This is a genomic window from Nocardia sp. CA-135398 (assembly GCF_050955845.1).
Taxonomy (GTDB): domain Bacteria; phylum Actinomycetota; class Actinomycetes; order Mycobacteriales; family Mycobacteriaceae; genus Nocardia.
Genome location: NZ_CP192084.1, coordinates 8,245,353 through 8,269,400 on the forward strand (window position 1 = coordinate 8,245,353; position 24,048 = coordinate 8,269,400).

General features: G+C 65.1%; 23 protein-coding genes. 13 read left to right on the forward strand and 10 right to left on the reverse strand.

Annotation, left to right across the window (positions count from 1 at the left end; all coding sequences use genetic code 11):
* Nucleotides 1–52: 52 nt before the first annotated feature.
* Nucleotides 53–1,702 carry an acyl-CoA synthetase gene (locus ACQP1T_RS36640; RefSeq protein WP_433762505.1) on the reverse strand — a complete coding sequence of 550 codons (1,650 nt, stop codon included), beginning with the start codon at nucleotides 1,700–1,702 and terminating at the stop codon, nucleotides 53–55.
* Nucleotides 1,703–1,805: 103 nt separating this feature from the next.
* Between ACQP1T_RS36640 and ACQP1T_RS36645 the strand changes: the two genes are divergently transcribed.
* Nucleotides 1,806–2,582: a crotonase/enoyl-CoA hydratase family protein gene (locus tag ACQP1T_RS36645; RefSeq protein ID WP_433757541.1), complete on the forward strand. Its 777-nt coding sequence runs from the start codon at nucleotides 1,806–1,808 to the stop codon at nucleotides 2,580–2,582.
* Nucleotides 2,583–2,645: 63 nt separating this feature from the next.
* Here ACQP1T_RS36645 and ACQP1T_RS36650 read toward each other — a convergent pair whose 3' ends face one another.
* A complete protein-coding gene (locus ACQP1T_RS36650) occupies nucleotides 2,646–3,062 on the reverse strand; it encodes a VOC family protein (protein WP_433757542.1) in 417 nt (138 codons plus the stop codon).
* A gap of 171 nt (nucleotides 3,063–3,233) precedes the next feature.
* Between ACQP1T_RS36650 and ACQP1T_RS36655 the strand changes: the two genes are divergently transcribed.
* Nucleotides 3,234–4,223 (forward strand): sigma-70 family RNA polymerase sigma factor, encoded by a 990-nt coding sequence (locus tag ACQP1T_RS36655; protein ID WP_433757543.1) that lies wholly within the window; start codon nucleotides 3,234–3,236, stop codon nucleotides 4,221–4,223.
* A 259-nt stretch (nucleotides 4,224–4,482) separates the two neighbouring features.
* On the opposite strand, the gene ACQP1T_RS36660 is transcribed toward ACQP1T_RS36655, so the two are convergent.
* On the reverse strand, nucleotides 4,483–6,027 hold the full coding sequence (locus tag ACQP1T_RS36660; protein ID WP_433757544.1) for an acyl-CoA synthetase: 1,545 nt from the start codon (nucleotides 6,025–6,027) through the stop codon (nucleotides 4,483–4,485).
* 70 nt (nucleotides 6,028–6,097) lie between these two features.
* Entirely contained in the window at nucleotides 6,098–7,135 is a 1,038-nt protein-coding gene (locus ACQP1T_RS36665; RefSeq protein WP_433757545.1) for an LLM class F420-dependent oxidoreductase, read from the reverse strand.
* Between the two features lie 137 nt (nucleotides 7,136–7,272).
* Here ACQP1T_RS36665 and ACQP1T_RS36670 point away from each other — a divergent pair, with 137 nt between their 5' ends.
* Genes ACQP1T_RS36670 through ACQP1T_RS36690 form a run of 5 tightly spaced genes read left to right on the forward strand, consistent with a single transcriptional unit; the run spans nucleotide 7,273 to nucleotide 11,778 of the window.
* A complete protein-coding gene (locus ACQP1T_RS36670; RefSeq protein WP_433757546.1) occupies nucleotides 7,273–8,235 on the forward strand; it encodes a Zn-ribbon domain-containing OB-fold protein in 963 nt (320 codons plus the stop codon).
* Between the two features lie 9 nt (nucleotides 8,236–8,244).
* Entirely contained in the window at nucleotides 8,245–9,285 is a 1,041-nt protein-coding gene (locus tag ACQP1T_RS36675) for a thiolase domain-containing protein (RefSeq protein ID WP_433757547.1), read from the forward strand.
* Nucleotides 9,282–10,451, forward strand: coding sequence for a thiolase domain-containing protein (locus tag ACQP1T_RS36680; protein ID WP_433757548.1), 1,170 nt, complete (start codon nucleotides 9,282–9,284; stop codon nucleotides 10,449–10,451). Before ACQP1T_RS36675 ends, ACQP1T_RS36680 begins: the two co-directional genes overlap by 4 nt.
* Nucleotides 10,452–10,459: 8 nt before the next feature.
* Nucleotides 10,460–11,350 carry a TIGR03619 family F420-dependent LLM class oxidoreductase gene (locus tag ACQP1T_RS36685; protein WP_433762506.1) on the forward strand — a complete coding sequence of 297 codons (891 nt, stop codon included), beginning with the start codon at nucleotides 10,460–10,462 and terminating at the stop codon, nucleotides 11,348–11,350.
* On the forward strand, nucleotides 11,347–11,778 hold the full coding sequence (locus ACQP1T_RS36690) for a nuclear transport factor 2 family protein (RefSeq protein WP_433757549.1): 432 nt from the start codon (nucleotides 11,347–11,349) through the stop codon (nucleotides 11,776–11,778). Before ACQP1T_RS36685 ends, ACQP1T_RS36690 begins: the two co-directional genes overlap by 4 nt.
* Before the next feature lie 139 nt (nucleotides 11,779–11,917).
* Here the strand turns inward: ACQP1T_RS36690 and ACQP1T_RS36695 are convergent, their stop codons facing one another.
* On the reverse strand, nucleotides 11,918–13,225 hold the full coding sequence (locus ACQP1T_RS36695; protein WP_433757550.1) for a cytochrome P450: 1,308 nt from the start codon (nucleotides 13,223–13,225) through the stop codon (nucleotides 11,918–11,920).
* Nucleotides 13,226–13,323: 98 nt separating this feature from the next.
* On the opposite strand from ACQP1T_RS36695, the gene ACQP1T_RS36700 reads away from it, so the two are divergent.
* Together ACQP1T_RS36700 and ACQP1T_RS36705 are read left to right on the forward strand one after the other, a co-directional pair.
* Complete coding sequence (locus ACQP1T_RS36700; protein ID WP_433757551.1) at nucleotides 13,324–14,487, forward strand: steroid 3-ketoacyl-CoA thiolase; 1,164 nt, start codon at nucleotides 13,324–13,326, stop codon at nucleotides 14,485–14,487.
* A gap of 362 nt (nucleotides 14,488–14,849) precedes the next feature.
* Nucleotides 14,850–15,266 carry a helix-turn-helix domain-containing protein gene (locus tag ACQP1T_RS36705; protein WP_011207048.1) on the forward strand — a complete coding sequence of 139 codons (417 nt, stop codon included), beginning with the start codon at nucleotides 14,850–14,852 and terminating at the stop codon, nucleotides 15,264–15,266.
* A gap of 312 nt (nucleotides 15,267–15,578) precedes the next feature.
* Here the strand turns inward: ACQP1T_RS36705 and ACQP1T_RS36710 are convergent, their stop codons facing one another.
* The 5 genes from ACQP1T_RS36710 to ACQP1T_RS36730 all read right to left on the reverse strand — a co-directional run bounded on the left by ACQP1T_RS36710 (nucleotide 15,579) and on the right by ACQP1T_RS36730 (nucleotide 20,440).
* Nucleotides 15,579–16,589, reverse strand: a complete 1,011-nt coding sequence (locus ACQP1T_RS36710) for a hypothetical protein (protein WP_433757552.1) — start codon at nucleotides 16,587–16,589, stop codon at nucleotides 15,579–15,581.
* A complete protein-coding gene (locus ACQP1T_RS36715; RefSeq protein ID WP_062988544.1) occupies nucleotides 16,586–17,101 on the reverse strand; it encodes an ImmA/IrrE family metallo-endopeptidase in 516 nt (171 codons plus the stop codon). The genes ACQP1T_RS36710 and ACQP1T_RS36715 overlap by 4 nt, the downstream gene beginning before the upstream one ends.
* An 11-nt stretch (nucleotides 17,102–17,112) precedes the next feature.
* Nucleotides 17,113–18,177 carry a hypothetical protein gene (locus tag ACQP1T_RS36720; protein ID WP_433757553.1) on the reverse strand — a complete coding sequence of 355 codons (1,065 nt, stop codon included), beginning with the start codon at nucleotides 18,175–18,177 and terminating at the stop codon, nucleotides 17,113–17,115.
* A 516-nt stretch (nucleotides 18,178–18,693) separates the two neighbouring features.
* The gene (locus tag ACQP1T_RS36725; protein ID WP_433757554.1) at nucleotides 18,694–19,605 is read right to left on the reverse strand and encodes an SDR family oxidoreductase; all 912 of its coding nucleotides are present in this window, start codon (nucleotides 19,603–19,605) and stop codon (nucleotides 18,694–18,696) included.
* 37 nt (nucleotides 19,606–19,642) lie between these two features.
* Nucleotides 19,643–20,440, reverse strand: coding sequence for an SDR family oxidoreductase (locus ACQP1T_RS36730; protein WP_062993701.1), 798 nt, complete (start codon nucleotides 20,438–20,440; stop codon nucleotides 19,643–19,645).
* A 60-nt stretch (nucleotides 20,441–20,500) separates the two neighbouring features.
* Here ACQP1T_RS36730 and ACQP1T_RS36735 point away from each other — a divergent pair, with 60 nt between their 5' ends.
* Genes ACQP1T_RS36735 through ACQP1T_RS36750 form a run of 4 tightly spaced genes read left to right on the forward strand, consistent with a single transcriptional unit; the run spans nucleotide 20,501 to nucleotide 23,968 of the window.
* A complete protein-coding gene (locus tag ACQP1T_RS36735; protein WP_062993708.1) occupies nucleotides 20,501–21,274 on the forward strand; it encodes an enoyl-CoA hydratase family protein in 774 nt (257 codons plus the stop codon).
* Nucleotides 21,274–22,158: a CoA transferase subunit A gene (locus ACQP1T_RS36740; protein WP_433757555.1), complete on the forward strand. Its 885-nt coding sequence runs from the start codon at nucleotides 21,274–21,276 to the stop codon at nucleotides 22,156–22,158. Before ACQP1T_RS36735 ends, ACQP1T_RS36740 begins: the two co-directional genes overlap by 1 nt.
* A complete protein-coding gene (locus tag ACQP1T_RS36745) occupies nucleotides 22,155–22,907 on the forward strand; it encodes a CoA-transferase subunit beta (protein WP_433757556.1) in 753 nt (250 codons plus the stop codon). The genes ACQP1T_RS36740 and ACQP1T_RS36745 overlap by 4 nt, the downstream gene beginning before the upstream one ends.
* Complete coding sequence (locus ACQP1T_RS36750) at nucleotides 22,904–23,968, forward strand: NAD(P)H-dependent flavin oxidoreductase (RefSeq protein WP_433757557.1); 1,065 nt, start codon at nucleotides 22,904–22,906, stop codon at nucleotides 23,966–23,968. Before ACQP1T_RS36745 ends, ACQP1T_RS36750 begins: the two co-directional genes overlap by 4 nt.
* The last annotated feature ends 80 nt before the right edge of the window (nucleotides 23,969–24,048 follow it).

Consider the following 24,048-nt stretch of genomic DNA (forward strand, 5'->3'; position numbering starts at 1 on the left):
GCAAGGGCCACCGCGGATCGCGGTAGCCCTTGCCGTTATTCGAGTACCGGTACTATTTGCTACTCGCCTCGGCGTGCTCGTCGGCCGGACGCTCCTCGGTTTGCGCCTTGGCCCAACGGTAATCGGGTTTGCCCGCCGGATTGCGCTTGATCTGATCGACAAACCACACGCTGCGCGGCAGCTTGTAGGGCGCGATCTCCTGGGTGAGCACCGGACGCAGTTCGTCGAGGGTCGGACGCTTGTCGCCGCGACACTGAACGACCGCCGCCACCCGCTGCCCCCACCGCTCGTCCGGAACGCCGACCACCAGCGCGTCGAAGATCTCGGGGTGGATCTTGAGCGCGCCCTCGACCTCCTCCGGGTAGATCTTCTCGCCGCCACTATTGATGCTCACCGAACCGCGGCCGAGCATGGTGACGGTGCCGTCCTCCTCGACCCGGGCGTAGTCGCCGGGGATGGAGTAGCGAATTCCGTTGAACTCCTTGAACGTTGCCTTGGTCTTGGCCTCGTCCTTGTAGTAGCCGACCGGAATGTGTCCGCTGCGCGCGAGGAAACCGACCTGCCCGGAGCCGGGCTCCACCGGATTGCCCTGATCGTCGAGCACCTGGGTGGCCGCATCGATCTTCACCCTCGGGCCACCGGTGTGGTTGGCGCCCTTGGCGACAACGGAAAGACCGCCGAAGCCGGTCTCGGAGGAGCCGATGGAATCGGTGATCATCCGGTTCGGCAGTCGTTCCAGGAATTGGTCTTTGAGCGTCGGCGAGAACAGCGCCGCACTGCTGGCGATCAGATAGAGGCTCGAAAGGTCATACGGCTCACCGGTTTCCGGATTGCCCTCGACCAGCGCATCCATCATCGGCCGTGCCATGGCATCACCGGTGATGAAAATGAGGTTGATCTTGTGCCGATCGATGTGCTGCCACACGCCGTGTCCGGTGAACTCCGGAATCATCACGGCCTTACCGCCGTCGAACAGGCTGTGGAAGGTCGCGGTCTGTGAGCCGCCGTGGATCATCGGCGGAATCGGGAACCGCACCATTTGCGGATTGCCCGCACCGGTTTTCGCCTGATGCCATTCGTCCTCGACGTATTCGCCGGTGAGGAAGTTGATGCCGCCGCCGAGCACCCGCCACCAGTCCTCGTGCCGCCACATCACGCCCTTGGGCAGGCCGGTGGTGCCGCCGGTGTAGAGCATGAAGATGTCATCGGCCGAGCGTTCGCCGAAGTCGCGCTCACCGGAGGACGAGGCCAGCACCGTCTCGTATTCCACTGAATCGGCTGCGGTCGCAATGCTGCCGGTCGTATCGTCGTCCACGACGATGACCGTCTTCAGCAGGGGGGTATTCGGGCGAACCCCGGCCACCCGATCGCTGTAGCGGCGCTCGTGGATCAGCGCGACCATATCCGAATTGTCGAAAATATACTGCAACTCGTTCTCGACGTATCGGAAATTCACGTTGATCATCACGGCACGCGCCTTGAAGACCGCGACCATGGCCTCGACGGCCTCGATCGTGTTCCGTGAATAGATGCCCACCTTGTCGCCCGGTTGGACACCCTGTTGCAGCAGGTAGTTCGCGAGTTTGTTGGCCCGCTCCTCCAACTGCGCGTAAGTCACCTCGCGGCCGTCGTCGGCCAGCGCTACGCGGTCGGGCATCAGATCGATGGCGTGTTCGACTAGGTCCGCTATGTTGTAGCTCACAGAGCTAAAAATAGAACGTGTTACTGTTTCTGACAAGGCTGAATTTACCTACCGGCCGAATCCGCCGACCTGCCGTCCCCCTGGAAAGTCAGGAGAACCAGCAATGCCAGATTGCCTCGTCGAGAAGCGCGATCACGTCCTCATCGTCACCATGAATCGGCCCGAGGCCCGCAATGCCCTCTCAGCCGAGATGATGGCGATCATGCGCGACGCCTGGGACCAGGTGGACAACGATCCCGATATCCGCGTCGCGATTCTGACCGGCGCGGGCGGTGCGTTCTGTGCGGGCATGGACCTCAAGGCGATGACCGCACAGCACCCAGGCGACAACGCCGGCAGCTTCGATCCGACCAAGTTGGAGGCGCTGCTCAAGGGCCGCCGACTCAGCAAACCGCTGATCGCGGCGGTGGAGGGCCCTGCCATCGCCGGTGGCACCGAAATCCTGCAGGGCACCGATATCCGGGTGGCCGCCGAAGGCGCGAAATTCGGTGTGTCCGAAGCGCGTTGGGGGCTGTTCCCGCTCGGCGGCTCGGCCGTTCGGCTGGTCCGCCAGATCCCCTACACCGTCGCCGCGGACATTCTGCTGACCGGCAGGCACATCACCGCCGCCGAGGCCAAGGAGATCGGGCTGATCGGACATGTGGTCCCGGACGGCACCGCATTGGACAAGGCCCTCGAACTCGCCGCACAGATCTCGGCCAACGGCCCACTCGCGGTGCAGGCGATTCTGCGCACCATTCGGGAGACCGAGGCCATGCCGGAAGAGGACGCCTTCCAGATCGAGGCCAAACTCGGCATGGCGGTCTTCCGGTCGGCCGACGCCAAGGAGGGCCCGAAGGCCTTCGCCGAGAAGCGCAAGCCGACTTTTACCGGGAGCTGAGCTAGGTTCGCGCCGAGGGCGGGGGCTGGCCGGAGGCCACCATTCGATCGGCGTCCGCGTGGATCAGTAGCCGGGGTAGTCCATCCAGAAGGGCTCCCACTGGTGGCCGTCCGGATCGATGAAGGTGCGGCCGAACATGCCGACCTGGGCTTCTTGGGCGCGGCGGTCGTCGTTGATCTCCTCGGTGGCACCCGCGGCCAGGGCGGCATTGGTGAGTGCGTCGACTTCTTGTGCGCTGGCCAGGGATAACGCGTACGCGCCGCCGGTGGTCGCGATCGTGTCGGCGATCGGGCGCTTGCTGAAGTTCGCATAGAAGTCCTTGGTCAGCAGCATGGCGCAGATGTTGTCGTCGATGACGATGCACGCGGCGTTGTCATCGGTGAAGTCCTGATTCACCTTCCAGCCGATCGCCTCGTAGAAATCCTTGGACCGGCCCAGGTCCGCGACGGGAAGGTTGATGAAGATCATCTTGCTGGGCATCCGGGATCCCTTACGTCGGCTTCGGCGGTGTCTATATGGAGACGGAGCGAGCACGCGAAACTCATCGGTTCCGGGCGCTGCGTGGCCGAACACCTGTCGATGATCTTGAAGCCGCAGGTAGAACGAATTCGGCTCTCGAATGTGTCGGTGCGCTGTGGCAGGGTGACAACCATGAACGACTCCGTCGGCCTCACCCCGGACATCCTCGATTCCTTCGAAGGACACCGGCGGGAACTGTGCGCCTACGCCTATCGCATGCTCGGCTCCTCCTTCGAAGCGGAGGACGCGGTGCAGGAGACCTTCACGCGCGCGTGGAAGTCCTACGACTCGTTCGAGGGTCGCGCCAGCCTACGGTCCTGGCTGTACAAGATCACCACCAATGTCTGCCTCGATATGCTCGACGGCCCACAGCGGCGGGCCAGGCCGATGGATCTGTCCGGTCCGTCGCGACCGGATTCGCCGATGCCGATGCCGCAGCCGGACTACGTCTGGATCGAACCGATCCCCAACGCACTGGCATTCGGATCGGATCCGGCCGAGCACGCCTCGGCCAAGGACACACTGCGGCTGGCCTTCGTCGCGGCCTGTCAACATCTGCCCGCCACCCAGCGCGCCATCCTGATCATGCGCGAAGTGCTGCGGTTCTCGGCCAACGAGACGGCCGAGGCGCTCACCATGTCGCCCGCCTCGGTGAACAGCGCACTGCAACGGGCCAGGGCCACCATGTCGAAGGTGCAGCCCACGGCCACCGACACCTATGACCAAACCGATGACGATCAGCGCAAACTCGTCGACGATTTCGTCAAGGCCTTCGAGGCCTATGACATGGACACCCTGACCACCCTGCTGAAAACCGATGTGGCACTGTCCATGCCGCCGCTCGAACTGTGGGTCTCGGGCCCGGAGAACGTGGCCGCGTTCATGCTCGGCCACGGCAAGGGCTGCCGCGATTCCCGCATGATCCGCCTGGAAGGCGCCAACGGCCTACCCGCCTTCGGCCACTACAAGCCGAGCGAAACCGAACCGGGCGTCTGGGTGCCGTGGTCCATCACGGTGCTGGAACTGGACGGCGACGCGATCGCCGGACTCAACTTCTTCCTCGACACCGAAAAACTGTTCCCTCTCTTCGGCTTGGCCCCAGAGCTGCGCGAAACTGCCTGAAGGGGACGGTATTCCGGACCTGCCGGGATGGGGGTGGCAGAGGAGACGAGCGGTCGGTGGGGGGAGGGGTGCCGGGCGAGGGACTAGTAGGCCGGGCGCAGAGCCTGTGAGCTTCCCGCACAAGCAATGGCTGTCGCGCACAACGTATACCTTGTGCGCGACAGTCACTGGATATGTGACAGCGATTCTCTATGCGGGGACGAGCACACCAGTGCAGCAGGTCCCGGCTCCGCGTGTACTGGGTTGCGGCAGTACGCCTTTATGCGGGGATGTAGCGGTCGCGGAGCTTGCGTTTGTAGAGTTTGCCGTTGGGGTCGCGGGGGAGTTCGTCGAGGTAGTCGATGGAGCGGGGCATTTTGTATTTCGCCAATTGGGTTGCGGCGTAGGCCAGTAGTTCGGCGGTGAGTTCGTCGTTGCCTTCGACCCCCGCGACGGGCTGGACTACGGCCTTGACCTCTTGGCCCCAATCCGGGTGGGGCAGACCGAAGACCGCGACATCTTCGACCTTCGGGTGGGTGGTCAGTACGTTCTCGATTTCGGCCGGGTAGATGTTCACGCCGCCGGACAGGATCAGGTCGGAGCGGCGGTCGTGCAGGTAGAGGTAGCCGTCCTCGTCGAGGTGGCCGATATCGCCGACCGTGAAAAGGTCACCGACCCTTGACTCTTCGGTCTTCTCCTTGGCGTGGTGGTATTCGAAGCTGGACGCGCCCATGCGCATATAGACCAGACCGGCCTCGCCCGCCGGAACTTCGGAACCGTCTTCCTCGCTCAGCACCTTGATCACCGACCACGGCCAGGCCTTGCCGACCGAGCCGGGCTTCTGCAACCACTCGGTACCGTTGATCACGGTGCCGCCACCCTCGGTGGCCGCGTAGTACTCGGTGACGGTCGGGCCCCACCACTCCAGCATCCGCCGCTTCGTCTCGGCCGGGCACGGCGCCGCACCGTGCACCATGCTGCGCAACGAGGACACGTCGTATTTGGCGCGCACATCGGCGGGCAGCGCGAGCAGGCGGTGGAACTGGGTCGGCACCATATGGCTGTGGGTGACCCGGTGCTTCTCGATGAGCCGCAGCATTTCCTCGGCGTCCCAGCGATCCATCAGAACGACCTTGTGCCCCAACTGGATCGAGATCGTCGCGAAGTTCAGCACGGCGGTGTGATACAGCGGCGAACCGCAGATGTGTACGTGATCGTCGTAGGGCTTCAACCCGAACAGGCCGAAGAATGCGGGCGACTGTGCCGGTACGACATCCGGGTCGGTGCCGGTGAGCGGACGCCGAACGCCCTTGGGCCGCCCCGTGGTTCCCGAGGTGTAGAGCATCGGCGCACCGGTGGTCCGGTTGTCGGGACGACCGGTATCGGCGGCACCCAGCCACGACACCGACTTGAAGCCCTCGATCTCACCGACCGCGAAGCGCGCGGTGGCGGGAAGTCCGGCCTCATCCGCGGCGGCGATCGCGGCGGCGGCGAACCGGTCGCTGGCGATGAAGGCCTTGGCCTCGCTGTCGGCGAGGATATAGGCGACCTCCGGGCCGGTCAGATGCCAGTTCACCGCGACGATGTACAGCCCGGCCTGATAGGCCGCGAAGTAGGCGGCGACCGCCTCGACGCAGTTGTGCACCATGCTGACCAGCACGTCGCCGGGCTGCAGGCCGAGCGCCCGCAAGCCGGTGCCGTAACGGTTTGCGAGCGTGGCCAATTCGCGATAGCTCACCTCGCGGCCGGATGGATCCACCAATGCGATCCGATCGGGTTCCGCGTTCGCGATGTTCCAGAGACCGAGAATTTCTGCTGACTGCATTGGGGGATGGTGAGGAGGCGGAGCCGACGGGGTGGGTGAATCAGTCACCCCTACGAATCTAGAACGTGTTCTACATCTGTACAAGGGGTGCGAGCCGATGCAATTGCTCGATATCTGGAACCGACACCAGCATCTCGGTAACACCCGCGGCTTCCCAGACCCCGAGTTGCTTACGCACATGCTCCTCGTCGCCGATGATCGAGGTATCCAGAATCAGCTCATCCGGCACGATCGCTGCGGCCTCGGCCTTCTTTCCGGATTGGAAGAGCTTGCCGATCTCGTCCACCTCGCGCTCGTAGCCCATGCGTCGGTAGACCTGGGCGTGGAAGTTCAGTTCCGGTGCGCCCATGCCGCCGATGTAGAGCGCCATGATCCAACGCATCCGCTCCAGCTCGCTCTCGGGATCGTCGGTGATCACCACCTGACAGCTCGCGGCGATCTCGAAATCCTCCCGCGAACGCCGTGCGCCGGCCCTGGCGAAGCCCTCGTCGAGCCAGTCGTTGTACATCCCGGCCAGCCGCGGTGCGTAGTAGATCGCCAGCCAGCCGTCGGCGATCTCGGCCGTGAGAGCCACATTCTTCGGACCCTCCGCGCCGAGCCAGATCGGCAAATCCGCTCGTAATGGATGCACGATCGGCTTGAGCGGCTTCCCGAGCCCAGTGGCGCCCGGTCCGGTGTAGGGCAGCGGGTACTGCGGCCCGTCATTGGTGACCGGCGCCTGCCGCTCCAGGATGCGGCGAATGATGCCGACGTACTCCCTGGTGCGTTGCAACGGCTTGCTGAACGGCTGCCCGTACCAGCCCTCCACCACCTGCGGCCCGGAAACGCCGAGCCCGAGGATGGCCCGGCCGCCGCTGAGATGGTCCAGCGTCAGCGCGTGCATGGCCGTCGCGGCGGGCGTGCGCGCCGACATCTGCACCACCGAGGTGCCGAGCCGCACCCGATTCGTCGACGAGCCCCACCACATCAGCGGCCCGAAGGCATCCGATCCCCAGGATTCGGCGGCGAAGACCGCATCGAAACCGGCCGCCTCGGCGGCGACCACCAACTCACCGGCATTCTGCGGCGGCTGCGCCATCCAGTACCCGAGTTGCAATCCGAACTTCATGGGGACCTCTTTCTATCGCTAGCTCGATCGAAAAGATCAGCAACTTCTTGCCACCAGAATAAGAACCTGTTCTACTCGATATCGTGACTCAGGGGAATACCGCATCCGGCACAATCACGGATGAGAGAGGCTCGGATTTGAACACCGGACCCGATGTACTCAGCGCACCCCTGCGGGTGCAATTCGACTACACACGATCGGTCGGACCGACCATCGGCACCTTCCTGGCCGAGCTGCGCGCCCGCCGGATCGTCGGTGTGCGCGGCTCGGACGGGCGGGTGTTGGTGCCGCCGCCGGAATACGATCCGGTCACCTCCGCACCGCTGACCGAATTCGTCGATGTGGCCGATACCGGCACCGTCCAGTCGTGGACCTTCGTGCGCGAGCCGCTGCCGGGTCAGCCGTTCGACCGACCGTTCGCCTGGGCGCTGATCAAGCTCGACGGCGCGGACACCACGCTGCTGCACGCCGTCGATGTTTCCACACCCGAGGACATCCACACCGGACTGCGCGTGGTCGCGCGCTGGGCCGACGAGACCATCGGCAGTATCAAGGACATCGCCTGCTTCGTACCGGGCGAGACGTCCACCGCGCCCGCGGAATCCAGCGCGGACATCGAGCCGATCGAGGTGCTCATCACCCCGGTCGACCTGCACTACATGCACAGCGCATCGCCGCAGGAGACCATCTATCTGCGCGGTCTGGCCGAGGGCAAACTGCTCGGCGGGCGCACGGATGCCGCGGGCAAGGTGTATTTCCCGCCGCGCGGCGCCAATCCGACCGACGGCAGGCCGACCGACGAAATCGTCGAACTGCCCGACCGCGGCATCGTCACCACCTTCTGCATCGTCAATGTGCCGTTCATGGGCCAGCGGATCAAGCCGCCGTACGTCGCGGCATATGTGCTGCTCGACGGCGCGGATATCCCCGTGCTGCACCTGGTGCTCGGCTGCGAGGCGAGCGAGGTGCGGATGGGCATGCGGGTGGAGGCGGTGTGGAAACCGCGCGAGGAGTGGGGCTTCGGGCTCAGCAATGTGGACCACTTCCGCCCCACCGGCGAGCCGGATGCCGACTACGAGACCTACAAGCACCACCTCTGAGAGGCCACGTTGACGAACAACGATAGCGACATCGCGGTTGTGGGCTTCGCGCACGCACCGCATGTGCCGGAGACCTTCGGCACCACCAATGGTGTCGAGATGCTGGTGCCCATCTTCCAGCAGCTCTACGCCCGACTCGGCATCACCAAGTCCGATATCGACTTCTGGTGCTCCGGTTCCTCGGATTACCTTGCGGGCCGCGCCTTCTCGTTCATCTCGGCGGTCGATGCCATCGGCGCGGTGCCGCCGATCAACGAATCGCATGTGGAAATGGACGCCGCGTGGGCGCTCTACGAGGCCTTCGTGAAACTCCGCTCCGGCCAGGCGAAGACGGCGCTGGTGTACGGGTTCGGCAAGTCGTCGGCGGGTACGCTGCGCCAGGTTCTGACCATGCAGCTCGATCCGTACCTGGTCACTCCATTGTGGCCGGATGCGTGGTCCATCGCGGGTCTGCAGGCACAGGCCGGACTGGATGCGGGACGCTGGACCGAGCGCGATATGGCGGCGGTGGCGGCCGGTGATTCCGGTGATATCGAAAGTCTGCTCGCCACACCGTATGTCGCCGATCCGCTGCGCGCGCACGATGTCGCACCGATCACCGACGGCGCGGCCGCCATTGTGCTCGCGGTCGGCGATCGGGCGCGCGAACTCTGCGAGCGGCCAGCCTGGATCACCGGCATGGCGCATCGGGTGGACACCCCGAATCTCGGCGCCCGCGATCTGACCGTATCCCCGTCGACTTCGGCTGCGGCACAGTCGGTTACCGGCGGCGATACCAGCGGCTTCGATATCGCCGAACTGCATGCGCAGTTCAGCCATCAGCAGCTGATCCTCGCCGAGGCCATCGGCCTGCGGCCCGAGACCAAGGTGAACCCGTCGGGCGGCGCACTAGCCGCCAATCCGATGTTCGCGGCGGGTCTGGAGCGCATCGGTTTCGCGGCCGAGGCGATTATCGCGGGCACCGCGAATCGGGCGCTCGCCCATGCCAGCAGCGGTCCCGCCCTGCAACAGAACCTGGTAGCCGTTTTGGATTCGGAGGCGAGCCGATGAGTTTTCCTGCTGCGGTGCTCGGCACCGGACAAACCCATCACGTGACGAAACGAACCGATGTGTCCATGGCGGGCATGTGCCGCGAGGCAATCGATCGCGCACTCATCGATGCCGGACTCACCATTGCCGATATCGATGCGGTGGTGGTCGGTAAGGCACCCGACTTCTTCGAGGGCGTCATGATGCCCGAGCTGTATCTGGCAGATGCGTTGGGCGCCACCGGAAAACCGCTACTTCGTGTGCACACCGCCGGATCCGTCGGCGGCTCCACCGGCATCGTCGCCGCCAATCTGGTGCAGGCCGGGGTGCACAAGCGGGTACTCGCCATTGCCTGGGAAAAGCAGTCGGAATCGAATGCCATGTGGGCGTTGTCGGTTCCGGTGCCCTTCACCATGCCGGTCGGCGCGGGTGCGGGCGGCTACTTCGCACCGCACGTGCGTTCCTACATACGTCGATCGAATGCGCCGGGCCACATCGGCGCGATGGTCGCGGTGAAGGATCGCCGCAACGGCGCGAAGAATCCGCTGGCCCATCTGCACCAGCCCGATATCACGCTGGAGAAGGTGCTCTCCTCCCAAATGCTCTGGGACCCCATCCGATTCGACGAGACCTGCCCGTCCTCGGACGGTGCGTGTGCCCTGGTGATCGGTGACGAGGATGCCGCCAAGGCCGTCGAGGCCACCGGCAAGAAGGTCGCGTGGGTGCACGGCACCGCCATGCGCACCGAGCCGACCACCTTCGCCGGACGCGATCAGGTCAATCCACAGGCCGGACAGGATGCCGCGGCCGCGCTGTGGCAGGCCGCAGGAATCACCGACCCGCTCAACGAAATCGACGTCGCCGAGATCTACGTGCCGTTCTCCTGGTTCGAGCCGATGTGGCTGGAGAACCTGGGCTTCGTCCCGCAGGGCGACGGTTGGAAGCTCACCGATAAGGGCGAGACCGAGATCGGCGGCACCCTGCCGGTCAATCCGTCCGGCGGCGTGCTCTCCTCCAATCCGATCGGCGCGTCCGGGCTCATCCGGTTCGCCGAGGCCGCCAAGCAGGTCATGGGCCGGGCCGGGGACTACCAGGTCGCGAATGCCAAGAAGGCGCTCGGACATGCGTACGGCGGTGGGTCGCAGTACTTCTCGATGTGGGTGGTCGGCTCGGAGCAGCCCCGCTGATGAATCCGTTGAAGTTCACCGTCGGTATCGCGCTGAGTCCGCTGGAGCAGTTGCCGGAATTGGCGAAAACCGCTGAGGAGTGCGGCTTTTCGTCGATCGCCCTACCGGACTCGCTGTTCTATATGCAGTCCGCGTCGGCGAAGTATCCCTACACCGCCGACGGCAGCCGCTTCTGGGGTCCGGACACACCGTGGGTCGACCCGCTCATCGGTGCGACCGCCATGGCCGCGGTGACGAGCCGGATTCGGTTTTACACCAACGTCCTCAAGCTCGGTTCGCGCAATCCGCTGCTGCTCGCGCGCCAGGTGGGTTCGGTCGCCAACCTGTCCGGTAACCGGTTCGGATTCGGTGTCGGAATCGGTTGGGCGCCTGAGGAATTCGAATGGTGCGGTGTGCCCTATGTCGCTCGTGGGGCACGGGTCGACGAGATGATCGAGGTCATCAAGCTGGTACTCGGCGGCGGCATGGTCGAGTACCACGGGAAGTTCTTCGATTTCGACCCGCTGCAGATCAGCCCGGCGCCGAGCGAACCGGTGCCGTTCTACATCGGCGGCCACACCGCGCCCGCACTGCGCCGAGCGGCCAAGGTCGGTGACGGCTGGACCTCGGCGATGATGACCTACGACGAACTGTGCGTCACCATCGGCAAGCTCGATACGCTGCGCGCCGAATTCGACCGGGAGACTGCGCCTTTCGAAATCCAGGCGGTGTGCATCGACAAGTTCGGGCGCTCCGGATACCAGGATCTGGCCGATGCCGGGGTGACCGATGCGATCGTGGTCCCGTGGCTGGCCGACGGCATCGGCTTCGACGGTGAGCTGGCGGCCAAACAGGAGTCACTGCGCCGCTTCGCCGCGAAGAATATCGAGGAACCCATCGTCGCGAAGGCACGCGTATGAGTAATTCCGAACATCCAGCGCGGGCCGCCGGACTCGCCTCGCAGGCGGCGGTGCGGGCCAGGGATAAACAGGCCTGGGTCGACCTTTTCGCAACCGACGGCATCGTCGAAGATCCCATCGGCCCTTCGGGTTTCGATCCGGAGGGCAAGGGTCATCGCGGTAAGGAGGCCATCGCGGCCTTCTGGGATATGGCGATCGCGAAGACCGATTCGATCGAGTTCCTGTTCGGGGACTCCTTCGCCTGCGGTAACGAGATCGCCTTCACCGGCCTGATCCGCACCAAGATGGGCGGACACCAGATCGACGCCGAGGGCGTGTTCACCTACAAGGTCGACGAATCGGGCAAAATCGCCGCGCTGCGGGCCTTCTGGGAGGTCGATCGCGCCATGGCGACCGCCAAACCGATTAACCCCCAACCGATTAACTGAGCGCGCTGCCTCTCCCCTCGTGGGGCAGCACAACAAGGGCCCTCGCACCGGCTTTGGGCAAACCGGCGCGAGGGCCCTTGTCTGTCTCACCGAGGGCCGGGGATCCAGGCTGCCGACACAAGCCTGGATCCCCGGCGATTCAGTGCGCGACCGGGCAGCCCGAGGCCTTGTAACCGACCTGGAACTCCTTCACGCCGTTGAGCCAGCCGGAGCGCAGCCGCTTGGGATCACCGAGCTTGGTGATATCGGGCATGGCATCGGCAATGGCGTTGAAGATCAGATCGACCTCCATGCGCGCCAGATTCGCGCCGATGCAGAAGTGCGCTCCGGTGCCGCCGAAGGACAAGTGCTGGTTGTCCTTTCGCATGATGTCGAACTTCTCCGGGTTCTCGAAGACGTCCTCGTCGAAGTTGGCCGAGCGGTAGAGCATGACCACCCGCTGGCCCTTCTTGATCTGCACGCCGCCGAGTTCGGTGTCCTCCAGCGCGGTCCGCTGGAACGAGGTGACCGGGGTGGCCCAGCGGATGATCTCGTCGGCGGCGGTGGCCGGACGCTCCTTTTTGAACAGCTCCCACTGGTCCGGATGCTCCAGGAAGGCCGCCATGCCGTGGGTGATCGCGTTGCGGGTCGTCTCATTGCCCGCGACGGCCAGCATGATCACGAAGAAGCCGAACTCCTCCGGGGTCAGCTCGTCGCCGTCGACATCCGCCTCGATCAGCTTGGTCACGATATCGTCGGCCGGGCACTCTTTGCGCGCGGCCGCCATCTGGTAGGCGTAGCCGAGCACCTCGGCGGAGGCGGCGACCGGATCGGCCGTGCTCTCCGGATCGTCGTAGCCGGTCATATCGTTGGACCAGGTGAAGACCTTCCTGCGGTCCTCCTGCGGAATGCCGATCAGCTCGGCGATCGCCTGCAGCGGCAGTTCGGAGGCGACCTGGGTGACGAAGTCGCCGGTGCCGTTCTCCACGGCCTCCTTCACGATGGCCTCGGCCCTGGTTTTGAGTTCGGCTCTCAGGCCGTTGATCACGCGCGGGGTGAAGCCGCGGGAGATGATCTTGCGCAGTTTGGTGTGCTGGGGCGCGTCCATGTTCAACAGGACGAAGCGCTGCAATTCGATCTGCTCGCGGGTGATGTCGTCGTTGAAGCGCGGGATCGCGGTGTTCTCGAAGGTGGAGAACACATCGCTGCGGCGCGAGACCTCCTTGACGTCGGCGTGCTTGCTCACCACCCAGAAGCCCTCGTCGTGGAAGCCGCCGATCTCGGGGGGCTGCGGATTCCACCAGATCGGTGCGGTACGGCGCAGTTCGGCGTACTCCTCGACCGGAACACGCTCGGCATAAATGTCCGGGTCCGTGACATCGAACCCATCCGGCAGATTCGGCCGGGCATTCCGCTGGTCTACCACCAGATGTCTCCTTCGACAAACTGAAACACGTTCTACAATCATTCAAGCATAGGCTGCATAATGAGGGAAGAACAGGACAGATTCCGCTGCAACGCGCGTGAACACACGTTTCAGTTCTGTCCCAAAAAGAAAGGTTGGACATGGGCACACCCGTCATCGTCGAGGCCGCTCGCACCCCCATCGGCAAGCGCGGCGGCTGGCTCGCCGGTCTGCACGCCGCCGAACTGCTCGGACTCGCCCAGCGCGGACTGCTCGAGAAGGCGCACCTGGATCCGGCAGCGGTGGAGCAGGTCATCGGCGGCTGCGTCACCCAGGCCGGTGAACAGTCCAATAACGTGACCCGGGTCGCCTGGTTGCACGCCGGACTGCCGTGGCAGGTCGGCGCCACCACCATCGACGCGCAGTGCGGATCGGCGCAGCAGGCCAACCATCTGATCGCCGGACTGATCGCCACCGGCGCCATCGATATCGGCATGGCCTGCGGCGTGGAGGCAATGAGCCGAGTTCCCTTGGGCGCCAACGTCGGCGAGAACGCGGGCCCGCGCCGCCCGGCCTCCTGGAATATCGATCTGCCGAATCAATTCGAGGCGGCCGAGCGTATTGCCAAGCGGCGCGGCTTTACTCGCGACGATCTCGACGAACTCGGCGTCCGCTCGCAGCGGTTGGCCGCCCAGGCCTGGGCCGAGGGGCGCTTCGACCGTGAGGTGCTCGCCGTGACGGCGCCCGGCGTCGACAAGGAAGGCAAGCTCACCGGCGAAAAGCTGGACGTGACAAGGGATCAGGGCCTGCGCGACACCTCGCTCGAAGGTCTGGCCAAGCTGAAGCCGGTACTGGAAGGTGGTATCCACACCGCTGGCACGTCCTCGCAGATTTCCGACGGCGCCGCCGCCGTACTGCTGATGGACGAAAAGGCCGCGCAGCGAGCGGGTTTGCGGCCGCGAGCTCGGATCGTGACCCAGGTGCTCGTCGGTGCGGAACCGGAATTCCATCTGGACGGTCCAGTGCAGGCGTGCACCCGTCTGCTCGAACGCTCCGGAATGAATATCGGCGACATCGACCTTTTCGAGATCAATGAGGCCTTTGCGGCAGTTGCACTTTCATGGGCTTCTGTACACAAACCAGACATGGACCGGGTAAATGTAAACGGCGGTGCGATTGCACTCGGACACCCCGTCGGTTCAACCGGATCTCGGCTCATCACAACGGCTTTGCACGAACTGGAACGATCCGGCGGCAGCACCGCGATGGTTCTCATGTGCGCAGGTGGCGCATTGGCGACAGGCACTATCATCGAGCGGTTGTAGCGTATTCAACCAATTCTGTCCCAAAGGTTGAACGTTCATCCCAATGTGGCCAAAACGTGTCGTACGCCACACAAACACCAGCGCAGACGCCTAGATGACCCATCAGCTATCTTTTCGCTATCATAGACCTGTCGGGGAAGACCCCCGCGACGGGCCAGAACCGGTTCACACCACGTTTTCTCAAGAGCCGTTGGCGTGACCCGCAAACGCAACGGTCGCAGTCACTTCCCCGGAGCGGCACCTAGAAGCTTCAAGGAAATCCTGAATCAGGCGTAGGTTTTCAGTTACTGAGCCGCTAATATCAATGATACGTATCCGAGATAACGACTGTTAGTACAGCGAAGGGAATTGGGCGGCTCACAATGGCTGATTTCGCGGCGCGGCTGAACAAGCTGTTCGAAACCGTGCATCCCCCGGGGCGCAAGCCGCACACCAACGCGGAGGTTGCGGCTGCGCTGACTGCCTCCGGGCATCCGATCTCGAAACCGTACCTCTCGCAGTTGCGGTCGGGACAGCGGACCAACCCGTCGGACGAAACGGTGGCTGCACTGGCCAAGTTCTTCAAGGTCAAGCCGGACTACTTCTTCAACGACATCTATGCCGCCAAGATCGATCACGATCTGGAGTTGCTGTCCCAGCTGCAGGGCTACGGGCTGCGCAGGTTGTCGAGCAGGGCGTTCGATCTGTCCGAAGAATCACAGAACCTCCTCACCTCCATGGCGGAGAAGTTGCGGGCAAGCGAAGGTCTGCCCGAAATTCCTCCGGACGGTACCGAATAGGTTCTCCTACAGCGCAGTACGGTGCGGCCCTCAGGGTCGCACCGTACTGCGTCATGGGTATTGTTGCTTCTCGACTTCGTCGCGTCCGCATCACCCATAAAATTGTGGGCTTGGCGACGAGTGCAGGTTTGCGATAAAGCACGCCCGGAGTGACCGGCTTGCGACGAAATCAGTTGTGCGGATACGTAGGTAGACACATCGAATCCGGCATGGCCATCGGCCTCGCCGGATTCCATGCTATGTCAACCATATTGAATACCCGGAGCGAGTCCTTCAGAATGCTTCGGACTGCTCTGTTTTGATTGCACACGATCAATTTCGAGCGGCGGCTCCGGTACCCGCTTCGTAGGCACGCGCGATTGCCTGGACCCAACCGCGAGGACTAATCCCCTCGGGTGGAGCAATCCATCGCGCGTCGACTACTACATCGCCCAATGGGTTTCGCGCCCACTGCGCAACTCGGTCCGCGCGCACCGATACCAGTGGCGGTGGCGGACCCGCGGCGACCAATTCGACGCCGCCGCCGGATTGCAGATACAGCGCGTCCATGATCTGGGCGACCTGATCGGAGGCCTTGAGCTGGGTCGAGGTACCCGTCTGCTCGTGCGCGACCACCTCCGGAAACCGGCCGACCATGATGCGATGCAGAACCTTGATCTGCCGCAACAGGATTCGCGCGCGCACCCACAACTCCACCACGATCCAGACCGCGCCGAATGCGATCAGCAGCGCGGCCGCCTCCCAGATCGGCCAGCCCCAGTCCGGTTCACCGGCATTCGCGGGCGACGCATCGGTATAGGCCCGGCGGACCTGCAGCACGGCCGATACCGCGACGACCGCGGTACCGGCGGTGTAGATCGCGATACCGCGACCGAGGGTGGTCCAGTCCAGATTGCGCACACCGGTGACAACGATGAATACACAGCCGAGTGCGACGACTATCCAGCCGAAGGTGGTGGACCAGAACAGATTCACCGCCACCGCGAGCACACCGAGGCCATAGATGACGAGCGCGATCTGGCGCAGGTTGGTGCGGGAGACGACCGGCCACGCCGCCGAGGCGACCACCGAGGTCGCGGTCGCGAAGAGGATCCAGGCCGAGGCAACGACGCCGTCGGAGAGCAGACCCGAATGCAGGCCGCGCGGTAGCAGGTTGTCCAGCGCGAGTGCGATCTCGGGCACCGCGACCGTGGCCGCGAGCGCGACCGCCGCGACCGCGACGACGATCGCCACCCGGGCGGTCGTCGCGGGTTTCACCAGCACGCGCCCCACACGCGCACCGGCGGCAACCCAGACCAGCATGGCCGTCAACCAGAGGGTCATCCCAGCGCCTCATCGAATCGAAGGACCGAGACGCCCGCGCCTCGGCTGTTGAATACGCGAAGTCGGGTCATCAACATGGCGGCGAAGGTTTCGGCCTCCCATTCGGCGAGTTCGTCCGCGCCGTCGTCGACGATCTGCTGATGCGCCCGCTGGCTGAGCATGTAGGCGATGAGATCGTCGCTGGCCTCCAGCGTCACCTCCGGCGCGGGCGCACCCTCGTGATCGAAGACGATATGACCCAATTCGTGTGCGAGCGTGTGGTCGCGGCTCGGCAGTGCGGCGGCGAGCACGATGACATCGCGATCCGGATAGAACCGGCGCTGACCGCAGACGCCAGGACCCAGTTCGGCACTGGCGATTTCGATCTCACGGCGGCGCTCGCTGGCAATGGAGGCGACGACCTCCTCCAGGGTGGTCGCATCGGAATCCGCCGCGACGGCGCATACCGCGTCGACCGCCGCGGCGACCCGGCGATAGGCCCGGAGTCCGCTTTGCGTCCTGCTCTCACTCATCGAAGGCCCCCTTATGTCCTCGCTCCGAAGAATTCGGCACGAGCGGCGTCGATGCGGGCCTGTGCGGCCGACGCACTCTGGAAACTCACTGCGCCGGAACCGGTTCCGGCCAGTGCGAGCGCGATCAGACCGCCGACGACGCCGAGTACGTTGGGCTTGGGCAGGCCGTTGTCGGCACTGGTGGGCCGGACATCCGGATTCGGTTTGGCCGAGGCCGCGGGCGGTGCGACGGGCGGCACCGCGGGCGGCGGAGGTGCCTGCTCAGGAGCGGGGGCAGGTGGCGCAGCCACCGGGACCGGCGCGAGCTGCGGCGCGGCAGGTACCGGCGGAACGATGAGCGGAGCAGGCGGCACCGCGGGCGCGGGCGGTGTCGGCAGCGGGATCAAGAGCAACAGCAATGGCGAGGCCGAGCCGACGGCCGCGGAGCCGACGGCGGCCGAACCCATAGCGGCGGAACCGGTTGCGGCCGAACCGACGCCCGCGGAACCGACACCGGCCGAACCGACCGCGGCCGAACCCGTACCCGCCAGTGCCGATCCGGTATCGACAGCGGCGGAACCGACTGCGGCAGAACCGGTTCCGAGCACAGCGGAGCCCGTGCCGAGCACGGCAGAACCCGTACCGGCGGCCGCGGAGCCGACGGCGGCGGAACCGGTACCGAGAATGGTGGCGACACTGGTCGAACCGGTGCCGATGATCGCGCCGACCCCCGCGGAGCCGGTGCCGATGATGGTGCCCACGCCTACCGAGCCGCCGCCGAGAAGCGCGCCGAGCAGACCCGTCGCGCCGAGTGCCGCGGATCCAGCGGCGGCGGATCCGGCCGCTGCCGAACCGGGTCCGGCGGCCGGGTTCGCTGCGGCGTCGGTCGGAGCGACCGGTGAACCGACACTCGACTGTCCCGGAATCGCCAGCGGCATCCAGATATCACCGTTCGAATCCGGCGTCGGACTAGTCGGGTCCGCGCACTGCGGACAGACACCGCCGGGCTGCGCCTCGGCCGAAACACCCCCGAGTAGCGCAAAGCCGGCGACAGTCGCAAGTACTGCAACCACACCCAGCGTGCGACCAATGGCCATGCGCCAGCCTTCCCCTCATCGATATAGCGCAGATCTTCTGCCCGGTCGCAACACCTCAGTTCCGGGACTTTGACGGACGGGAGCCCATAGTAAACCTCAGCCCAAATCCGCGCAGCGGCTCGGGGCACGCCCGGCATTCGACACGCCCGACCGGCCGCACGCCCGTTCTCGGTCAGCCGCCCAGAGCATGCATTCGGAGATCCGGCTGTAATCCCGAACACATTTCCGCGTTGATCCCCTACGCGCGCTGGGATAAACGACCAGACCAGTACGTATGTCGATGCCGCGCAGACGCGAATCAGACGCGCCCCCAGTGGAACCTGTGTCGGTCCGGTCGCTGTGCGATGCCCCCCGCCATAGACCGCGTGAGCGCGCCCCGTGACCCAACACGAATCGAGGGACGCGCCGATACAACCCCTTCGAACCGAAAATCAGAATAGTACGTCCGTACCGATCTCGGTTGGGTGAAGCAACCGCCGAGCGCCCTTTTCAACAGCCGCTCGGCGGTGCCAGCGCTCAGGCGCCGTAAACCGCCTCCGGCGGAACGGACTTGGCGATCAGGTCGGCGACCACCGGACCGATTTCGGCGGGATTCCAGCGGGCGCCGCGGTCCACGGCGGTGCCGTGCCGCCAGCCGTCGGCCAGAGCGACCTTGCCGCCCTCGACCTCGAACATCCGGCCGGTGACGGCCGCGGATTGCGCACTGCCGAGCCAGACGACGATCGGCGAGACGTTCTCGGGCGCCATCGCGTCGAAGCCGTCCTCGGGGGCGGCCATGGTCTCGGCGAAGACGGTTTCGGTCATTCGCGTGCGGGCGGAGGGGGCGATGGCATTGACGGTTACGCCGTAGCGCGCGAATTCGGCTGCCGCGGTGAGGGTCAGGCCCGCGATACCCGCCTTGGCGGCACCGTAATTGCTCTGGCCGACACTGCCCTGCAGTCCCGCGCCGGAGCTGGTGTTGATGACGCGGGCATCGACCGGGCGGCCCGCCTTGGATTCACCGCGCCAGTACTCGATCGCATGGCGCATGGTCGCGAAGTGGCCCTTGAGATGGACCCGGATCACCGCGTCCCACTCGTCCTCGCCCAGGTTCACCAGCATGCGGTCGCGCACGAAGCCGGCATTGTTGACCAGCACATCCAGACCACCGAAGGTGTCGACGGCTTGGCGGATGAGGTTGCGGGCGCCGTCCCAGTCCGCGACGTCGTCACCATTGGCCACGGCCTCGCCGCCGAGTGCCTTGATCTCGGCGACAACCTGTTCGGCGGGCGTCTCACCGGTCGCCGCGCCGTCCAGCGCGGAGCCGAGATCATTGACGACCACGCGGGCTCCGGCGGCGGCGAAGGCGAGCGCGTGCGCCCGGCCGATACCGCGGCCGGCGCCGGTGACGATGACAATGCGTCCCGCGCAGATCTGCTCGGTGTCCATAACCTGTTGTGTCCTCTTCGTTTTCGGATTCGATTGTTCAGGCCTGAGCGATCTGCTCGCCGAGATTCGCATTCGACGCCGCGAGGAATGCCGGACGCTCACCGCCGCCGTGCACCAGCAGCGTTGCGCCGCTGACATACGCGGCCAGCGATGAGGTCAGGAATGCGGCGCAGCGGCCGATGTCCTCGGGGCGGGCCATCCGACCGAGCGGGATGGTCGCGCCGACGGCGTCGATACCGTCTTGATCGCCGTAGTGCAGTTCGCTCAGTTCGGTGACGACCGGGCCCACGACCAGCGAATTCACCCGGACCTTCGGCGCCCATTCGACGGCGAGCGAGGAGGTCAGGCTGTCGATGCCCGCCTTGGCCGCGCCATAGGCCGCGGTACCCGGCGAGGGTCGATGACCGCTCACACTGGACACCATCACAATGGATCCGCCGCCCGGCTGCTGCTGCATCACCGCATTGGCGGCCTGCGAGACCAGCAGGGGCGCAAGCAGATTCAGTTCGATGATCTTGGCGTGGAAGTTCTTGCTCGCATCGGCGGCGAGCGCGAACGGGGCGCCGCCCGCATTGTTGATCAGATGATCGAGGCGGCCGTGCCGCGCGACGATCGCATCGATCAAACCCCGCACCGCGTCGGCATCGCGCACATCGCAGGGCAGGTATTCGATCTCCCGGCCATCATGCGCCACCGGCTCGTCGCCGGGACGTCGCGCGCAGGCCACGACGGTCGCTCCAGCAGCCAGGAAGGCCTTGCTGACGCCCGCACCAACACCGCGCACACCGCCGGTGACCAGGACGACGTTGCCGGTGAGGTCTATTTCGAGTGCCACCGTGCTAACCTACCAAGCAACTGCTTGCTTTGCCACCCCGTACACACGATGGGACATGCGATGGGGATCAACCGTCACTCCGAATCAACCGGCATCACCGTGGTCACGGTCGACTACCCGCCGGTCAACGCCATACCGTCCGACGGCTGGTTCACGCTGGCGGATGAGATCCGCGCGGCCGGGCGCGATCCGGAAACCAAAGTGGTGGTGTTGCGCGCCGAAAACCGCGGCTTCAATGCCGGTGTCGATATCAAGGAGATGCAGCGCACCCCGGGTCATCAAGCGCTGATCGACGCCAATCACGGCTGTTTCGAAGCCTTCGCGGCCGTCTACGACTGCCCGGTCCCGGTGATCGCGGCGGTGCAGGGCTTCTGCCTCGGCGGCGGCATCGGCCTGGTCGGCAATGCCGATGTCGTCATCGCCTCGGATGACGCGACTTTCGGGCTGCCCGAGGTCGACCGCGGTGCGCTCGGCGCGGCAACCCATCTGTCCCGGCTGGTGCCGCAGCATCTGATGAGGGCGCTGTTCTATACCGCGAGCACCATCACCGCACAGCAGTTGCAGCACTTCGGTTCGGTGTACCAAGTCGTGCCGCGCGCCGAACTCGATGCCGCCGCACTGGAAGTCGCCAAGAACATCGCGGCAAAGGACAGCCGGGTCATCCGCGCGGCCAAGCGAGCGCTCAATGGCATCGATGTGCAGGACGTGCACCGCAGCTACCGCTACGAACAGGGCTTCACCTTCGAACTGAATCTGGCCGGTGTCGCGGACGAGATCCGTGCGCGGTTCGACGACGATCTGGCCGCGCGCAAGGAAGAGAGCAAGGAAAACTGATGCGGGACAAGCGAATGTCGCTCGACGAGGTCGTCGGCGAGCTGCGCAGCGGTATGACCATCGGCATCGGCGGCTGGGGCTCACGGCGCAAGCCGATGGCGCTGGTGCGGGCCATCCTGCGCTCGGATATCACCGATCTGACCGTGGTCAGTTACGGCGGACCCGATCTGGGTCTGCTGTGTTCGGCGGGCAAGGTGCGCAAGGCGTACTACGGCTTCGTCTCGCTGGATTCGCCGCCGTTCTACGATCCGTGGTTCGCCAAGGCGCGCACCTCCGGCGCCTTGGTGGCGCGGGAGATGGACGAGGGCATGTTGAAATGCGGGCTGGAGGCGGCGGCCGCGCGACTGCCGTTCCTGCCGATCCGCGCCGGACTCGGATCCGATGTCGTGAACTTCTGGGACGGCGAGTTGAAGACCGTCGCATCGCCGTATCCGGACGGCGACGGACGAACCGAGACGCTGATCGCGATGCCCGCGCTGAATCTCGATGCGGCGCTCGTGCATTTGAATATCGGCGATAAACACGGCAATGCCGCGTACACCGGTGTCGATCCGTACTTCGACGACCTGTATTGCCTGGCCGCCGAGCGGCGCTATGTATCGGTGGAGCGAGTGGTTGAGACCGAGGAACTGGTGAAAGCCGTTCCGCTGCAGTCGCTATTGCTGAACCGGATGCTGGTCGACGGAGTAGTCGAGGCGCCAGGCGGCGCGCACTTCACGCTGGCCGCCGATAGCTACGGTCGCGACGAGAAGTTCCAGAAGCACTATGTGGAGTCGGCCAAGACGCCGGAGTCCTGGCAGCAGTTCGTCGACAAGTACCTGGCGGTCTCCGAGGACGAATATCAGGCCGCCGTTCGCGAGTTCGCACAGGAGGCGCAGAAATGACAGAAACTGTGACCAGGGCCGAGATCTGCGCGATCGCCTGCGCCGAGATCTTCAGCGGCGCAGGGGAAATCATGGCCTCGCCGATGTCGCCGATGACGATCATCGGCGCGCGGCTGGCCAAGTTGACCACCGAACCGGATCTGCTGCTCTCCGATGGCGAGGCGCTGTTCTTCGCCGACACTCCCCCGCTGGGCGGTAAAGCGCCGATCGAGGGGTGGATTCCGTTCCGCAAGGTCTTCGATGTGGTGGCCTCCGGTCGACGCCATGTGGTGATGGGAGCCAATCAGCTCGATCGATACGGCAATCAGAACCTGTCGGCATTCGGTCCGTTGCAGCAGCCGACCCGGCAGATGTTCGGTTCGCGCGGTGCGCCGGGCAACACCATCAATCACCCGACCAGCTACTGGGTTTCGCGGCACACCCGGCGGGTGTTCGTGGATCAGGTCGATATCGTCTCCGGTGTCGGCTACGACAAAATCGATCCGGCCGATCCGGCGTATCGGTTCCACCACCTGCACCGGGTGGTGACCAATCTGGGCGTCTTCGATTTCGAGGGACCCGACCACACGATGCGGGCGCGCAGTCTGCATCCGGGCGTCACCGCCGACGAGGTCGCCGAGAACACCTCGTTCGAGATCGCCGGACTGGCCGAGGCGGGCCGGACCCGACAGCCGACCTCCGAGGAACTGCGGTTGATCCGGGATGTGCTCGACCCCAAGAAGGTTCGGGAATCCGAGGTGCCGTCATGAGCGCGCTGCGCACACCGCTGACCGAGTTGGTCGGCATCGAACATCCGATCGTGCAGACCGGTATGGGTTGGGTGGCCGGGCCGAGTCTGGTGTCGGCGACCGCCGAGGCGGGCGGGCTCGGAATTCTCGCCTCGGCCACCATGACCTTCGCCGAATTGGAAGCCGCGATCGCGAAGACCAAAGCGCACACCGACAAGCCCTTCGGCGTGAATATCCGCGCCGATGCCACGGATGCGCCCGAACGGATCGACCTGCTGATCCGGGAAAAGGTGGCCGTCGCATCATTCGCCTTGGCACCGAAGCAGGAGCTCATCGCCAAGCTGAAAGATGCCGGTGTGGTGGTGATTCCGTCGATCGGCGCGGCCAAGCACGCGGTGAAGGTCGCGTCCTGGGGTGCCGATGCGGTGATCGTGCAGGGCGGTGAGGGCGGTGGGCATACCGGCCCGGTGGCGACCACGCTGCTGCTGCCGTCGGTGCTGGATGCGGTCGATATTCCGGTTGTCGCGGCGGGCGGATTCTTCGACGGACGTGGTCTGGCCGCCGCATTGGCCTATGGCGCGGCGGGTGTCGCGATGGGGACGCGCTTCCTGTTGACCAAGGAGAGCACCGTGCCCGAGGCGGTCAAGCAGGAGTACCTGAAGCGGCAGTTACAGGACACCGTGGTCTCGCTCAAGGTCGACGGCATGCCGCACCGGGTGCTGAATACCGAACTCGTCGATCGCCTGGAGCATTCGGGTCGCTGGCGCGGGCTGGCCGCCGCCGTCTCGAATGCGGCGAAGTTCAAAGGTATGACCGGCATGAAGTGGTCGACCATGGTCCGCGACGGACTGGCAATGCGAAAGGCCAAGGACCTCAGCTGGTCTCAGGTCGTCATGGCCGCCAATACCCCCATGCTGCTGCGCGCCGGACTCGTCGAGGGCAATACCCAGGCTGGCGTGCTCGCCGCGGGTCAGGTCACCGGCATCATCGATGACCTGCCGACCTGTAAGGAACTCATCGACCGCATCGTGGCCGATGCGGTTGCCCGGATCGAAACCATCGCCGCCCTCACCGCGCACTGACACTCCGGTCGACGGTAGTCATATGGCGGTTGGGATCGATGGGTTGAGCCGCCGTATGACTACGCTCGATGACGGATTGC